The 14199-nt window shown below is 62.9% G+C and carries 14 protein-coding genes; 11 read left to right on the top strand and 3 right to left on the bottom strand.

All coding sequences use genetic code 11. From position 1 onward, the window contains the following. Positions 1–96: 96 nt before the first annotated feature. Entirely contained in the window at positions 97–177 is an 81-nt protein-coding gene (gene pqqA, locus EAV90_RS20590) for a pyrroloquinoline quinone precursor peptide PqqA (RefSeq protein WP_008562446.1), read from the bottom strand. A gap of 98 nt (positions 178–275) precedes the next feature. Here pqqA and EAV90_RS39580 point away from each other — a divergent pair, with 98 nt between their 5' ends. Next, a complete protein-coding gene (locus tag EAV90_RS39580) occupies positions 276–566 on the top strand; it encodes a hypothetical protein (protein WP_164937032.1) in 291 nt (96 codons plus the stop codon). A gap of 163 nt (positions 567–729) precedes the next feature. Here the strand turns inward: EAV90_RS39580 and lanM are convergent, their stop codons facing one another. Beyond that, complete coding sequence (gene lanM, locus EAV90_RS20600; RefSeq protein ID WP_122402182.1) at positions 730–1122, bottom strand: lanmodulin LanM; 393 nt, start codon at positions 1120–1122, stop codon at positions 730–732. Between the two features lie 341 nt (positions 1123–1463). On the opposite strand from lanM, the gene EAV90_RS20605 reads away from it, so the two are divergent. From EAV90_RS20605 to EAV90_RS20620, 4 genes are all read left to right on the top strand, one after another. Further along, on the top strand, positions 1464–3128 hold the full coding sequence (locus EAV90_RS20605) for a methanol/ethanol family PQQ-dependent dehydrogenase (protein ID WP_129144508.1): 1665 nt from the start codon (positions 1464–1466) through the stop codon (positions 3126–3128). A gap of 10 nt (positions 3129–3138) precedes the next feature. Next, complete coding sequence (locus tag EAV90_RS20610; RefSeq protein WP_122402180.1) at positions 3139–3495, top strand: c-type cytochrome; 357 nt, start codon at positions 3139–3141, stop codon at positions 3493–3495. Beyond that, complete coding sequence (locus tag EAV90_RS20615; protein ID WP_129144509.1) at positions 3492–4421, top strand: substrate-binding periplasmic protein; 930 nt, start codon at positions 3492–3494, stop codon at positions 4419–4421. Before EAV90_RS20610 ends, EAV90_RS20615 begins: the two co-directional genes overlap by 4 nt. A 163-nt stretch (positions 4422–4584) precedes the next feature. Continuing rightward, positions 4585–5007, top strand: a complete 423-nt coding sequence (locus EAV90_RS20620; RefSeq protein WP_129144510.1) for a hypothetical protein — start codon at positions 4585–4587, stop codon at positions 5005–5007. Positions 5008–5034: 27 nt separating this feature from the next. Here EAV90_RS20620 and EAV90_RS20625 read toward each other — a convergent pair whose 3' ends face one another. After that, positions 5035–6003 carry a helix-turn-helix domain-containing protein gene (locus tag EAV90_RS20625; RefSeq protein WP_122402177.1) on the bottom strand — a complete coding sequence of 323 codons (969 nt, stop codon included), beginning with the start codon at positions 6001–6003 and terminating at the stop codon, positions 5035–5037. A 513-nt stretch (positions 6004–6516) separates the two neighbouring features. Here EAV90_RS20625 and xoxF5 point away from each other — a divergent pair. The 6 genes from xoxF5 to EAV90_RS20655 all read left to right on the top strand — a co-directional run bounded on the left by xoxF5 (position 6517) and on the right by EAV90_RS20655 (position 14107). Then, positions 6517–8322: a lanthanide-dependent methanol dehydrogenase XoxF5 gene (xoxF5, locus tag EAV90_RS20630; protein ID WP_129144511.1), complete on the top strand. Its 1806-nt coding sequence runs from the start codon at positions 6517–6519 to the stop codon at positions 8320–8322. A gap of 116 nt (positions 8323–8438) precedes the next feature. After that, positions 8439–8930, top strand: coding sequence for a c-type cytochrome, methanol metabolism-related (locus tag EAV90_RS20635; protein ID WP_122406534.1), 492 nt, complete (start codon positions 8439–8441; stop codon positions 8928–8930). A 61-nt stretch (positions 8931–8991) separates the two neighbouring features. Further along, complete coding sequence (locus EAV90_RS20640; protein WP_129144512.1) at positions 8992–10101, top strand: S-(hydroxymethyl)glutathione dehydrogenase/class III alcohol dehydrogenase; 1110 nt, start codon at positions 8992–8994, stop codon at positions 10099–10101. Between the two features lie 33 nt (positions 10102–10134). After that, complete coding sequence (gene gfa / locus EAV90_RS20645; RefSeq protein ID WP_122402174.1) at positions 10135–10698, top strand: S-(hydroxymethyl)glutathione synthase; 564 nt, start codon at positions 10135–10137, stop codon at positions 10696–10698. 642 nt (positions 10699–11340) lie between these two features. After that, positions 11341–11793 carry a (2Fe-2S)-binding protein gene (locus EAV90_RS20650; protein ID WP_129144513.1) on the top strand — a complete coding sequence of 151 codons (453 nt, stop codon included), beginning with the start codon at positions 11341–11343 and terminating at the stop codon, positions 11791–11793. Between the two features lies 1 nt (position 11794). Beyond that, positions 11795–14107 carry a xanthine dehydrogenase family protein molybdopterin-binding subunit gene (locus EAV90_RS20655; RefSeq protein ID WP_122402172.1) on the top strand — a complete coding sequence of 771 codons (2313 nt, stop codon included), beginning with the start codon at positions 11795–11797 and terminating at the stop codon, positions 14105–14107. Positions 14108–14199 lie beyond the last annotated feature (92 nt).

Consider the following 14199-nt stretch of genomic DNA (forward strand, 5'->3'; position numbering starts at 1 on the left):
GCACGACGTTACGAAGCCAGATGAACTGTTTTGACGCCAAGACACTGCCACGGCTGCGACGGCGTTCGCCATCGAAGCCGCGGCAGATCGTCGGTCTTATTTGCGCGAAGCGCAGGCGTACATGTTGATTTCCATGCCGACCGGCACTTCCACGATCTTCGGAGCTTTCCAAGCCATTCGGGTCTCCCGAGGTATTGAGCGCGACATCGCGCGGCGCAAAACCTAGGGCTGCGTCAGGTGCAGTTCAAGCCTCGATTCGACTGTCGAGCGCGTCTGTGTCGATTCTTCGTGGCTGCATTTCTCTCTCGGACAAAGCCAGTTCCCTCTTGGTCAAAAGCGACCCGCGAGACATCACCTTGTGCAACGCACCGCACGCCGAATCGACAATGGCGCGGTCAGCAGCCCTTGTCGGCCATTTCCGCGTTCGGCTTGGCGCCTTCGGCACGCTGAGCCGCCGTCGGCTCACTCTGCATTTGCCGCTGCGCATCCTCGGACGAAGTCGCCGTTTCACCGCTTGCACGATTCATCGTGCTGGTCAGCGGGTGCTGATTGGTATCAGTCGCTGAACTGGGCGAGTGCGACTGCGCGGAGCCCACGGTGACCGGACCAGAACCAGCATCCTTGTCGGTGCTGGCGCTGCCGGTGTTACAGAGAAGCCCGATGTTCCCGAGCGTCAGACCGGAACGATCGCGAATGTTGCGCTCGTCATGTCCGTTCCGATTGCAGCGCTCACCGCAGCAATCGCAACAGCGCGCGGCCGGCGCGCGAGTTCAGCTCCTTCGCATCCAGCGTTCCGTCCTTGTCGGGATTCGCTGCGTTGAAGCGCTGCTCGACCACGGACAGATATTCGTCGAGCGTAAGGGTCCCGTCCCGGTCGGGATCGGCGGCAGCGAGTTCTTTCGCCGTCAACCGTCCACGCAATTCGCGCGCATCGAGCGTGCCGTCATGATCGCGATCGAGCTTTGCGAACAATGCGGCGGCCGCCTTCTTCACCTCGGCAAGATCGAGCGTGCCGTCATTGTCGGTGTCGAGCAACTTGACCGCATTGCCCGAGGCCGACCACGCCGGACCGGCTGACAATGCAATCGTAAGCGCAAGGGCAATTGAACGACGCGAAATCATCAAAACCTCCCTGACGAAGAGTCCCGGATCGATGGGGACAGAAGCGACATAAATCCACAAGCGGACCCCGGTTCAAGTCCCGAAACGCAACTTGCGCGCGTCACCGCCCGGGAGCCCGGCCGAGCGTCCGGCGATCGGGCACCCGAGACTGCTTCGTACCGCGGAATTATCTCAGCGTGTCCGCACAAGTGGGAGTTGCTCGCGTAAGGTTTCCCTGAGGTGACCGGACCAGCCTCCAGCGATATCGGCACGACACTTGCGACTTTCGTATTGACGCGTTTTGCTTTCCGACGGAGTGTTGCTGCCGCAGCGTCAAAAGGCGCGCAAATTGGGAGGAACGGATGAAACGCTTTGCGATGGCCGCAGGCCTCGTCATGCTTGCGTCAACCTGTGCAAATGCACAAACCAGCGAGCAGCTGGTCAAGGGGGCGACCGACACGTCGAACGTTCTCAATTACGGAATGGGCTACAATCTCCAGCGCTTCTCGACGCTGAACCAGATCAACAAGGACACCGTCAAGAACCTCGTCCCGGTCTGGAACTACTCCTTTAACGACGATCGCAGCGAGGAATCGCAGCCGCTGGTGTACCAGGGCGTGATCTACGTGACCTCGCACAACGCGACCATGGCGGTCGACGCCAAGACCGGCAAGCAGATCTGGAAGACCAAGGTCGAGTATCCCGCCGAGACCCCGCGCATCGTCTGCTGCGGCATCATCAATCGCGGCGCGGCGCTCTACGACGGCAAGGTGTTCCGCACCACGCTCGACGCCCACGTGATCGCGCTCGACGCCAAGAATGGCAAGGAGCTGTGGCGGCAGAAGGCGGCCGACATCAAGGAAGGCTATTCGATGACGGTCGCCCCGCTGGTTGCCGACGGCGTCGTCATCACCGGAATCTCCGGCGCCGAATTCGGCACAAGGGGCTTCATCGACGGCTGGGATCCGGCGACGGGCAAGCACCTCTGGCGCACCTACTCGATCCCCTCGCCGGACGAACCCGGCGGCGACACCTGGAAGGGCGATACCTGGAAGCTCGGCGGCGGCTCGACCTGGATCACGGGTTCTTATGACCCGGAGCTGAACACGGTGTATTGGGGCATCGGCAATCCCGGCCCGTTCAATTCGTCGGTGCGCCCCGGTGACAATCTCTACACCTGCTCCGTGCTGGCGATGGATCCCAAGACCGGCAAGATCAAGTGGCACTATCAGTTCTCGCCGAACAATCCGTTCGACTATGACTCGGTGGCCGAGATGGTGCTCGCCGACATGAACGTCGAGGGCAAGCCGACCAAGGTGCTGATGGACGCCAACCGCAACGGCTTCTTCTACGTGCTCGATCGCACCAACGGCAAGCTGCTCGCGGCCAATCCTTACGTGAAGATCAATTGGGCGACCGGGATCGACATGAAGACCGGACGTCCGATCGAGACCGACGTTTCCAAGGACGCGCGCGAGGGCAAGAAGGTCACGGTCTATCCGTCCATCCTCGGGGGCAAGAACTGGGAGCCGATGTCGTTCAACCCGCAGACCGGCCTCGCCTATGCCAACACGCTCAACTTCGGCGGCAAATACAAGGCGGAGCCCGTCACCTTCAAGCAGGGTGAATGGTATCTCGGCATGGATCTGACCGATCCCTGGGAGTTCGGAGACGGACCGCGCGGTCACCTCAAGGCCATCGACCCCCTGACCGGCAAGTCGAAGTGGGAAGCGCCGAGCGATATTCCGCGCTTCTCGGGCGTGCTGTCGACGGCCGGAGGCGTGGTGTTCTCAGGTCAGCTGACCGGCGAGTTCGAGGCCTTCGATGCCGACACCGGCAGGAAGCTCTGGCAGTTCCAGACCGGGTCCGGCATCGAGGGACAGCCGGTGACCTGGCAGCAGGACGGCGTGCAATATGTTGCGGTGACGAGCGGCTATGGCGGCGTCTACTCGTTGTTCTCCGGCGACGAGCGGCTTGCCAAAGTGCCGCCCGGCGGCTCGCTGTGGGTCTTTGCGGTCAAGCAGTAACCACGGCACGATGCTGAGAGAAGTATCACACAGGACGGTGGCGAGCCTCGCCACCGCCGCGATGCTGACGGTCGCGCTTGCGGCGACCGTTCGCGCCGCGGATGACTCAACCGGCAATCCACTGCAGGCGCAGATCGACCACGGCAAGTCGACCTATGCCGAGAAATGCTCACACTGCCACGGTCCCAACCTGATGAACTCCGGCACCATCACGCCGGACCTGCGCGTCTTCCCGGACGACAAGACGCGCTTCGTCACCACGGTCAAGAACGGCAAGAACAACAAGATGCCGCCCTGGGGCGACATCCTCAGCGACGACCAGATCGGGGATCTCTGGGCCTTCATCTCCAGCCGGAGAAAGCCATGACGGGCCGGCGCCTTGCCTGGAGCGTTGCGGCCGTTCTTTCCATGATGGCGTCGGTCGCGCCTGCGGCCGACGATGCTCTGAAGATCTGTCTCGACGAGGACCGGCCGCCGCTCTCGGTGCATCACCGCGGCAAGCCGGATGCCGGCTTCGACCTGCTGCTGGGCAAGGCGGTTGCGGAGCGGCTCGGACGACCGCTGGCGATCCAGTGGTTCGAGAGCAAACTGGACGAGGATTCGAGCCCGCAGCTCGAAGCCAACGCGCTGCTCTCGGATGGGCGCTGCTCGCTCGTCGGCGGCTACGCGCTGACGCAGGATTCGCTCGTCGTGCCCGGGATGAAGACAGCGCGCTTGCCGGATTTCGCCGGCGCCACACGCGACGATCGGCGCCGCCGCGTCCCGCTGGGCGTGCTCGCGCCGAGCCAGCCTTACATCTATTCGCCGATGACGGTGGTGCTCGGACCGAAGGCCCGCGGCCGCAAGATCGGCGACATCGGCGATCTCGCCGGCCTTCGTCTCGTCATCGAAAGCGGATCGCTTGGCGACGCCATCCTGATGACCTTCGACAAGGGACGCCTGATCGACAACATCACCCATCTCGTCCCCGGTCGCGACGATCTCCTCGGCGCGCTCCAGCGCGGCGACCATGATGCGACGCTGATCGATCTTGCCCGCTTCGATGCCCATCGCGCCGCGCACCCCGACACGGCGGTCACGGCGTCCGGGTACTACTACCCGATCGGAGCCAATCGCGGCTATGTCGGACTCGCCAGCGAAGGCGCACTGATCGAGGCCGTCAACAAGGCGCTGACGGAGCTTGCAGCCGAGGGCAAGATCGCCGAATTCGGCAAGCAGGCCGGCCTCACCTATCTGCCACCGCGCGAGCCCGCGATCCTCGGCGATGTCTGGACCAGGATCATTCAGCGGTGATTGCCTGTCATTCCGGGGCGCCCGCAGGGCGACCCCGGAAATCATTCGCCGCAGCGCATGTAGCCAATGACGCGCACCGGCCTGCAGTCCAACCAAAGCCTAGCGCCGGTCGCGGATTTTCCCCTATGATTGCGCGCCTCTGCGGACAAGAAGGGCCGATCGCATGACACCGGATGCAGTCGCCGTCGCCGTTCTGATCATCCTGCTTTTTCCGATGGGCTATTTCACGCTGGCATCGCCCGCCTTCCTGCTGGTGAGGCTCGACATCCAGCCCGTCGCCCAGCTGCTGCGCGGAATGTTCAACGCTCATTTCCTGGTGATGCGCGTCGCCGCTGCCATCGGAACGATGGCTCTCCTCCTCAACGGTCGCCCGCTTGCCGGGCTCGGCGTCGGGACAATCGCAGCCCTGGCGATCTGGGGACGTCGCTGGTTCATGCAAAGGGTCGATGACCAGCTCAGCGCGACGGAGGCCGGCGATGCCGACGCCCCACGTCGGTTGCGCCGGCTGCATTGGAGCGGAATGCTGGTGAACGCGATGCTGCTCGTCGCTCTCCTGGCCGGCATTCCCTATGTTGCGACGACGTAAGCGCGCCGGAAATTCTCAGGCGTGCGCCTAATGCTCGCCCGAGCTGGCCGCGCCCTGCTGCGCCTTGTGGATCGAGGACGGCACCACGCCGAAATATTTTCGAAACACCCGGCTGAAATGCGATGAGCTGGAGAAGCCCCAGGAGAAGGCGACGTCGGTGATGGTCTTGCCGGCATGGGCCTCGAGCTCCTGGCGGCAGTTCTGCAACCGCGCCTGCCAGATGTAGTCGCTCACCGTGGTGCCGCGCTCCGAGAACAGCATGTGCAGATAGCGCTTGGAGCAGCCGAGCTCGGCCGAGATCTGGTCGATGCACAGGTCAGGATCGCGCAAGTGCTCGCGGATGAAGAACTGCGCGCGCACATACGTCGCTTCGGGTCCGACACGATCGAACATCGTGTCGGCTTCGCGCAGCGGCAGCAGTAACAGATCGATCAGCGAATCGGCGACGCCGACAGCGCTGTTCGCCGAGAGCTTCGCGGCCTCGTCAAAGGTGGCATGGACGAAATCGTGGGCGATCCGTCCAGTGCCCGTCTTCGCCGTCAGCTTATAGGCAGGCATCCGCTGCGACGGGAATCCGCGGTCGCGCAGCAGCGCTTTCGGCACGATCACCACGTCGTGACGGGTAAAGGCGGGGCTGATGATCGAATGCGGGCAGGAGACGTCGTAGGCGATGATGTCGCCGGGATTGATTTCGATGTGGCGGCCTTCCTGCTCGAAATAGGACACGCCGTAGGTCTGGAAGTGGATTTTTATGTACGGGTGCTCGTTGCCCTTGGCGCGCGCAAGCGTGTGCGCGATGCGATGCTGGCTGACCTCGATCTGGCAGAGCTTCAGACGCGAGACCGTGGTGTAATCGATGCGACCTTCGAGCGAGGACGCCTCCAGTGGATCGACGTCGAAATAACCGCACAGGCTCGTCAGCCCGTCGATCCAGCTCTGGATCTGCCGCTTCGGCGTCATTCCCATCGTCGAGAGCGTGTGAATGGTGTCGGACATTAATCCAGCCACTGATTTGATCCGGAGATTCGGCGCGAATCGCAACCAGCGCTGCCGGAGCCCTCAGCCATGATTGCGTGACGTTTACCTCGAATTTGAGCGGTCTCTTGCAACGAGCATCATCGTTCCATTGCCACTCCTGAAACTTAATCCTCCGCCTTAGTTGCAGCGCCGTCAAGGGGAACCTGCGCGCAGACGGGGTCTCAAAGGCGCACCGAAGCCGCTGAATTCGCTACTGCAAAATCAAAATCTTCGCCTCCGTGCGCTGTCGAGCAAAACGGCTTCCCTCTTGGGCAAGTTTCCCGATGACGAAGCCGTTAGTGATTGCGGCAGGAACAACAAGAACGGGCCGCTCCCGCACGTGGACCCGTGGCTCTCATCAGGAGGAGGAAACAGCACAGCATCGTTTCTGGTCCCAATCGTGACCGCCCTGCACGAGCAGACGCCGGACGAGAAGCCCGGCGATTCAGCAATGCTTCGGAAACAATAAACGAGACCAACGGAGGAATGACTATGCGCAAGGTGCTACTGGCGACCTATCTCGGCTCTGCGGCGGCTCTCGCCGTCGGCAGCGCCTCAGCCAATGACGAGCTGATAAAGATGCAGCAGAACCCGAAGGACTGGGTGATGCCGGCAGGTGACTATGCCAACACCCGCTATTCCAAGCTGAACCAGATCAACGCTCAGAACGTCGGCAAGCTCCAGGTCGCGTGGACGTTCTCGACCGGCGTGCTGCGCGGCCATGAAGGCGGCCCGCTGATCATCGGCAACGTCATGTACGTCCACACGCCGTTCCCGAACAAGGTCTACGCTATTGACCTTTCCAACGAGAACAAGATCATCTGGAAGTACGAACCGAAGCAGGATCCGAACGTCATTCCGGTGATGTGCTGCGACACGGTCAACCGCGGCCTCTCCTACGGCGACGGCAAGATCATCCTGCATCAGGCCGACACCAACCTCGTCGCGCTCGACGCCAAGACCGGCCAGGTGGCCTGGTCGGTGACCAACGGCAATCCGGCGAAGGGCGAGACCGGCACATCGGCTCCGCTGGTCGTGAAGGACAAGGTCCTGGTCGGCATCTCCGGCGGTGAGTTCGGCGTGCAGTGCCACGTCACCGCATACGACCTCAAGAGCGGCAAGCAGGTCTGGCGCGCCTATTCCGAAGGTCCGGATGACCAGATCAAGTTCGATCCGGCCAAGACGATGTCGCTCGGCAAGCCGGTCGGAGCCGACTCCAGCTTGAAGACCTGGCAGGGCGATCAGTGGAAGATCGGCGGCGGCTGCACCTGGGGCTGGATGTCCTTCGATCCCGCTCTGAACACGGTGTACTACGGATCGGGCAACCCCTCGACCTGGAATCCGAAGCAGCGTCCGGGTGACAACAAATGGTCGATGACCATCTTCGCGCGCGACGCGGACACCGGCACGGCCAAGTGGGTCTACCAGATGACGCCGCACGACGAGTGGGACTATGACGGCGTCAACGAGATGATCCTCACGGATCAGCAGATCAACGGCCAGCCGCGCAAGCTGCTGACTCATTTCGACCGCAACGGCCTCGCCTACACCATGGACCGCGAGAACGGTGAACTGCTGGTCGCCGAGAAATACGATCCGAAGGTGAATTGGACCTCCGGCGTCGACATGAACAAGAGCTCTCCGACCTATGGCCGCCCGAAGGTGCTCGACGCAGCTTCGACGGACAAGGCGGGCGAGGACGTCAACGTGAAGGGCATCTGCCCGGCCGCGCTCGGCACCAAGGACGAGCAGCCGGCAGCCTACTCGCCGGAAACGCAGCTGTTCTACGTTCCGACCAACCACGTCTGCATGGACTACGAACCGTTCAAGGTGAGCTACACCGCGGGCCAGCCCTATGTGGGCGCGACGCTCTCGATGTATCCGCCGCAGGGTGAAAGCCACATGGGCAACTTCATCGCCTGGGACGGCAAGACCGGCAAGATCGTCTGGTCGAACAAGGAGCAGTTCTCGGTCTGGTCGGGTGCGCTCGCAACGGCCGGCGGCGTGGTGTTCTACGGCACGCTCGAAGGCTATCTGAAGGCGGTCGATGCCAAGTCCGGCAAGGAGCTCTACAAGTTCAAGACTCCCTCCGGCATCATCGGCAACGTCACCACCTATGAGAACAATGGCAAGCAGTACGTTGCCGTGCTCTCCGGCGTGGGCGGCTGGGCCGGCATCGGTCTGGCGGCAGGTCTGACCGATCCGACCGCAGGTCTCGGCGCCGTCGGCGGCTACGCGGCCCTCAGCAACTACACGGCGCTCGGCGGCACGCTGACCGTGTTCTCGTTGCCGAACTAGGCCTCGCTCAGCATCGCTCCGGCGCGTGGAATCACCTCCACGCGCCGGGTCGTCTCCACCGAACGCCTTCGAGGAAAACTCTCTTGCGTAAAATCTGCTCTGTCGTTGCTGTGATGATGATCTTCGTTGCGTCCGGAGGCGTAGCGGTCGCGGAGGGTCCGGGCGACCCGACCGCGGTGAAGAAGGAAGATGACGGGAAGTGGCTCGATAAGGAGGGAAATCCCACCTACAAGATTTCGGCCGACGGCACCGTGGACTGGTTCACCTATTCCGGATACCGCCGCTATCACTCGGACTGCCATGTCTGTCATGGCCCCGACGGCATGGGCTCGACCTATGCCCCGGCGCTGAAGGATTCGCTGAAGACGATGAGCTATGGCGACTTCCTCGGCGTCGTTGCCTCCGGCCGCAAGAACATCTCGACGGCCTCCGAGAACGTGATGCCGGCCTTCGGCGATAATCCGAACGTCGCATGCTACATGGACGATCTCTACGTCTATCTGCGCGCCCGCTCCACCGAAGCATGGGGCCGGCAGCGTCCCTCCAAGAAGGAGGAGAAAACGGAGGCCTACACCAAGGCGGAAGACGCCTGCATGGGCAAGAAATGAACGCTACGAGGACTGCCGAGACTACCTCTTGGCGTCCTGCGAGAATCTGAGGAGTTCTAAGATGAAGACACGTGCCGCCGTTGCTTTCGAAGCCAAGAAGCCGCTCGAGATCGTCGAGGTCGATCTGGAAGGCCCGAAGGCCGGCGAAGTCCTGGTCGAGATCAAGGCGACGGGCATCTGCCATACCGACGCCTACACGCTCGACGGCTTCGACAGCGAGGGAATCTTTCCGTCGATCCTGGGACATGAGGGAGCGGGCATCATCCGCGAGATCGGCCCGGGCGTGACCTCGGTTAAGCCGGGCGATCACGTCATCCCGCTTTACACGCCCGAATGCCGGCAGTGCAAAAGCTGCCTCAGCCAGAAGACCAATCTCTGCACCGCGATCCGCGCGACGCAGGGCAAGGGCGTGATGCCTGACGGCACCAGCCGCTTCTCCTACAAGGGCAAGCCGATCTACCACTACATGGGCTGCTCGACCTTCTCGAACTTCACCGTGCTGCCCGAGATCGCGGTTGCCAAGATCCGCGAGGACGCACCGTTCGACAAGAGCTGCTACATCGGCTGTGGTGTCACCACCGGGGTCGGTGCCGTGGTCAACACTGCCAAGGTCACGCCGGGCTCCAACGTGGTCGTGTTCGGCCTCGGTGGCATCGGCCTTAACGTCATCCAGGGCGCGAAGATGGCCGGCGCCGACAAGATCATCGGTGTCGACATCAACGACTCCAAGGAGGAATGGGGCCGCAGGTTCGGCATGACCGACTTCGTCAACCCGAAGAAGATCACCGGCGACATCGTTCAGCACCTCGTCGGCCTAACCGATGGCGGTGCCGACTACACCTTCGACTGCACCGGCAACACCACCGTGATGCGCCAGGCGCTGGAAGCCTGCCATCGCGGCTGGGGCACTTCGATCATCATCGGCGTCGCCGAAGCCGGCAAGGAGATCGCCACCCGCCCGTTCCAGCTCGTCACCGGGCGCAACTGGCGCGGCACGGCCTTCGGCGGCGCGCGCGGGCGCACCGACGTGCCGAAGATCGTCGACTGGTACATGAACGGAAAGATCCAGATCGATCCGATGATCACCCACGTGCTCAAGCTCGAAGGGATCAACAAGGGTTTTGACCTCATGCATGAGGGCAAATCCATTCGTTCAGTCGTCGTGTACTAGCTCGAAAGCCATCACACCAAGGAGGATCGACCCATGACTGTTGCACTCCATCCCTCGATCGACAACGGCATCAAACAAGGCACCGGCAGCTTTGCCGGCGGCACGCTGGTCTGCAAATGCAACGACCATCCGGTCAAGGTCGGCATCAAAGGCGACGTCGCGCACAATCACGCCTGTGGCTGCACCAAATGCTGGAAACCGCAGGGCGCGATCTTCTCCGTCGTCGCCGTGGTCCCGCGCCAGAACGTCACCGTGCTCGAGAACGGCGATAAGCTCCAGATCGTCGATCCCTCCGCGGTGATCCAGCGCTACGCCTGCAAGGCCTGCGGCACGCACATGTACGGCCGGATCGAGAACAAGAACCATCCGTTCTATGGCCTCGATTTCATCCATCCCGAATTGTTCCAGGAGCAGGGCTCGCAGGCGCCGCAATTCGCCGCCTTCGTCTCCTCGGTGATCGAATCGGGCGTGAAGCCCGAGCAGATGGCCGGCATCCGCTCGCGGCTCAAGGAGATCGGCCTCGAGCCTTATGACTGCCTGTCGCCGGCGCTGATGGACGCGATCGCGACGCATGTCGCGAAAGCCAAAGCCGCCTAGGCAGCCTGCCTGAGCTGGCTGGGCGGCCCGAGCCCTTGGCCAGACCTTCTGCGGCTCGCTGGCGCCTATTGCCACCCGCGAGCCGCACGGGTCCCCGGTCCGGGACCACCGCGGCGATGCCGCCGTTTCTGCACCACGCATATGTGAGGGCCATCAGCTCCTCAGTCCTGGTCTCTGAATGACTGCGCAGGGCCGTCTGCTTCCGGCTTGAAGTTCGCGGTGCTTGCGTTCTCCCTCCCTCGACTGAGGCATCCTGCTTCGTCCGCAGTCTTCCTGGCGGACGAAGCCTTTTTCGCGCCGGTTTCGTAAGCACGCGGCATGAAGCCGCGCCCAGCTTTTGACAAACCATCGATGCAATCTTTTCCCGGTGAGAACACTCGGCTGTGAACGCCGGGCCGGAGCGGTCTCTGCTACGATCGCGCCGTCACGATGCCGCGCGAACTACAATCAATTAAGAACAAAACGGGAGGTATCGAGCATATCCAGACATCGCCATTGGTGTTCCTGCCACGTTTCGGGATTTGCCCGCGCGGGGTGACGGCAGGATGTGGCGAGACGATGCAAGAACCGTCGCCGACCGGCGACGAGGACTTTGAATTTTGCATGCTAATTTTGCATGCTTATGAAGAGCGAGGGACGATCATGATCAAGGTAAAGATCAACGGCCAGGAACAGAGCTGGGACGGCGACCCGGATCTCCCGCTACTCTGGTTCCTGCGTGACGAGGCCGGGCTGACCGGCACCAAATACGGCTGCGGCCAGGCCCTGTGCGGTGCCTGCACCGTCATCGTCGACAAGGAAGCGGTTCGCGCCTGCGTCACGTCGGTCAACGACGTTGCCGGACGCGAGGTCACCACGATCGAGGGATTGCACCCCAACGGCGATCATCCGGTGCAGAAGGCTTGGCGCCAGGTCAACGTGCCCCAATGCGGCTTCTGCCAGACCGGCCAGATCATGCAGGCCGCAGCCCTCTTGATGGACAACCCAAAACCCTCGCATGACCAGATCCGCGAGGCGATGTCCGGCAACATCTGCCGCTGCGGCTGCTACCAGCGCATCGAGAACGCCGTCCATCTCGCATCGACGGGAGTGTGACATGAATTTCATCGACAATCCCCGCAAGCTTCGCGGCTTCGAAAAGCATATCGGGATCCAGAAGGTCTCGCGCCGCAGCATCCTGAAGGGGCTCGGCGTCACCGGCGGCTTCGTGCTCGCCGCCCCCGTGATGTCGCGCCAAGCGCTCGCCTATGAAACCGGTGCCGGCAAGATGCCTCACGGCGTCGTGGTCGATCCGCGCGTGTTCGTTTCGGTCGGCCAGGACGGCATCGTCACCATCATCGCGCACCGTTCGGAAATGGGCACCGGCGTGCGCACCAGCCTGCCGCTGATCGTCGCCGAGGAGATGGAAGCCGACTGGTCCAGGGTCAAGGTGCAGCAGGCCCATGGCGACGAGGTCAGGTTCGGCAACCAGGACACCGATGGCTCACGCAGCACGCGGCACTATTTGATCCCCATGCGCCAGATCGGCGCCTCCGCCCGCACCATGCTGGAGCAGGCCGCTGCAAAGCGCTGGGGCGTGCCGGCGACCGAGGTCAAAGCCGTCAATCACGAGGTCGTTCACAGCGCCAGCGGACGCAAGCTCGGCTTCGGCGAGCTCGCCGCCGATGCCGCCAAGGAATCGGTGCCGAGCATTGAAAGCCTCAAGCTGAAGGATCCCAAGGACTTCCGTTATCTCGGCAAGGGACAGGTCGGCATCGTCGATCTTCACGACATCACCACCGGCAAGGCGCGTTATGGCGCGGATGTTCGCTTGCCTGGCATGAAATATGCCGTGATCGCGCGCCCGCCGGTGACGGGCGGCAAGCTGGTCTCGTTCGATCCGGACGCGGCGCTGAAAGTCCCCGGCGTCGAGAAGGTGATGCAGGTGCGCGGCTGGCCATGGCCGTCGAAGTTCCAGCCGCTCGGCGGCGTTGCCGTGATCGCGCGCAACACCGGCGCGGCGATCAAGGGACGCGACGCGCTGAAGCTGGTCTGGGACGACGGTCCGAACGGCAAATACGACTCGGTCGCCTACCGCAAGGAGCTCGAAGAGGCCTCGCGCAAGCCTGGCCTCGTGCTGCGCCAGGAGGGCGATGCGGAGGCTGCCCTCAAGAGCGCCGACAAAGTGATCGTCGGCGAGTACTACATCCCGCATCTCGCCCATGTCGCCATGGAGCCGCCGGTGGCGGTTGCCGACGTCAAGGGCGACAAGGCGGAGATCTGGGCGCCGGTGCAGAGCCCCGGCGGCACGCGCGAGGACGTCGCCAAGACGCTCGGCATTCCCGAGGACAACGTCACCGTCAATGTGACGCTGCTCGGCGGTGGGTTCGGCCGCAAGTCCAAATGCGATTTTGCGCTCGAAGCCGCGCTCTTGTCGAAGGAGCTCGGTGCGCCGGTGAAGGTGCAGTGGACGCGGGAGGACGACATCCACAACGGCTTCCTGCACACCGTCTCGGTCGAGCGGATCGAAGCCGGTCTCGACAAGAACGGCAAGGTGATCGCTTGGCGCCACCGCAGCGTGGCTCCCAGCATCGCCTCGACCTTTGCCGCCGGCACGGTGCATCAGGCACCGTTCGAGATCGGCATGGGTCTCGTCGATATGCCCTTCGAGATCGCCAACATCTCCTGCGAGAATCCGGAAGCAGCCGCACATACCCGCATCGGCTGGTTCCGCTCGGTCTCGAACATCCCGCGTGCCTTCGCCGTGCAGTCGATGGTCGCCGAGATCGCGCAAGCCACCGGCCGCGACCAGAAGGACATGCTGCTCGAGCTGATCGGCTCGCCGCGCATCGTCAAGCCCAACGTGAAGGACCTGTGGAACTACGGCGAACCCCAGGACAGCTATCCGATCGACACCGCGCGCCTGCGCAAGGTGGTCGAACTGGTCGCCGAAAAGGGCGAATGGGGCCGTCAGGTGCCGAAGGGCCACGGCCTCGGCATCGCCGTGCACCGCAGCTTCGTCAGCTACATCGCAACCATCATCGAGGTTGCCGTCGACGACAAGGGCAAGCTGACGGTGCCTCGGGTCGACACCGCGATCGACTGCGGCACCTATGTCAACCCCGAGCGCATCGCTTCGCAGATCGAGGGCGCGGCGATCATGGGGCTCAGTCTCGCCAAGTACGGCGAGATCACGTTCAAGGACGGCAAGGTGCAGCAGAAGAATTTTGACGACTTCCAGGTCATCCGAATGGACGAGTCCCCACTGGTGACCAACGTCTACATCGTGCCGCCCGGACCCGACACGCCGCCGAGCGGCGTCGGCGAGCCCGGTGTTCCCCCGTTCGCACCGGCCCTGATCAATGCGATCTTCGCCGCGACGGGAAAACGCATCCGCTCGCTTCCGATCGGCAAGCAATTGGAGGCATAGGGCATGATCCGGAAAAGTGGACACCGGTTTTCCGGATAGATCATGCCCAACCAAGGGAGCGCGATAGATGTCTATCGCGCTTCGGAACACAA

Origin of the sequence: Bradyrhizobium vignae (assembly GCF_004114425.1) — a bacterium.
In the GTDB taxonomy this organism is placed as follows: Bacteria; Pseudomonadota; Alphaproteobacteria; order Rhizobiales; family Xanthobacteraceae; genus Bradyrhizobium; species Bradyrhizobium vignae.

What these genes read in the sequence shown, in the direction of transcription:
- EAV90_RS20650 (WP_129144513.1), top strand. Translation starts at nt 11,341, where the DNA reads ATGATCAAGGTAAAGATCAACGGCCAGGAACAGAGCTGGGACGGCGAC.
- EAV90_RS20605 (WP_129144508.1), top strand. Translation starts at nt 1,464, where the DNA reads ATGAAACGCTTTGCGATGGCCGCAGGCCTCGTCATGCTTGCGTCAACC.
- gfa (WP_122402174.1), top strand. Translation starts at nt 10,135, where the DNA reads ATGACTGTTGCACTCCATCCCTCGATCGACAACGGCATCAAACAAGGC.
- EAV90_RS20635 (WP_122406534.1), top strand. Translation starts at nt 8,439, where the DNA reads ATGATCTTCGTTGCGTCCGGAGGCGTAGCGGTCGCGGAGGGTCCGGGC.
- xoxF5 (WP_129144511.1), top strand. Translation starts at nt 6,517, where the DNA reads ATGCGCAAGGTGCTACTGGCGACCTATCTCGGCTCTGCGGCGGCTCTC.
- EAV90_RS20625 (WP_122402177.1), bottom strand. Translation starts at nt 6,003, where the DNA reads ATGTCCGACACCATTCACACGCTCTCGACGATGGGAATGACGCCGAAG.
- EAV90_RS20620 (WP_129144510.1), top strand. Translation starts at nt 4,585, where the DNA reads ATGACACCGGATGCAGTCGCCGTCGCCGTTCTGATCATCCTGCTTTTT.
- EAV90_RS20655 (WP_122402172.1), top strand. Translation starts at nt 11,795, where the DNA reads ATGAATTTCATCGACAATCCCCGCAAGCTTCGCGGCTTCGAAAAGCAT.
- lanM (WP_122402182.1), bottom strand. Translation starts at nt 1,122, where the DNA reads ATGATTTCGCGTCGTTCAATTGCCCTTGCGCTTACGATTGCATTGTCA.
- EAV90_RS20610 (WP_122402180.1), top strand. Translation starts at nt 3,139, where the DNA reads ATGCTGAGAGAAGTATCACACAGGACGGTGGCGAGCCTCGCCACCGCC.
- pqqA (WP_008562446.1), bottom strand. Translation starts at nt 177, where the DNA reads ATGGCTTGGAAAGCTCCGAAGATCGTGGAAGTGCCGGTCGGCATGGAA.
- EAV90_RS20615 (WP_129144509.1), top strand. Translation starts at nt 3,492, where the DNA reads ATGACGGGCCGGCGCCTTGCCTGGAGCGTTGCGGCCGTTCTTTCCATG.
- EAV90_RS20640 (WP_129144512.1), top strand. Translation starts at nt 8,992, where the DNA reads ATGAAGACACGTGCCGCCGTTGCTTTCGAAGCCAAGAAGCCGCTCGAG.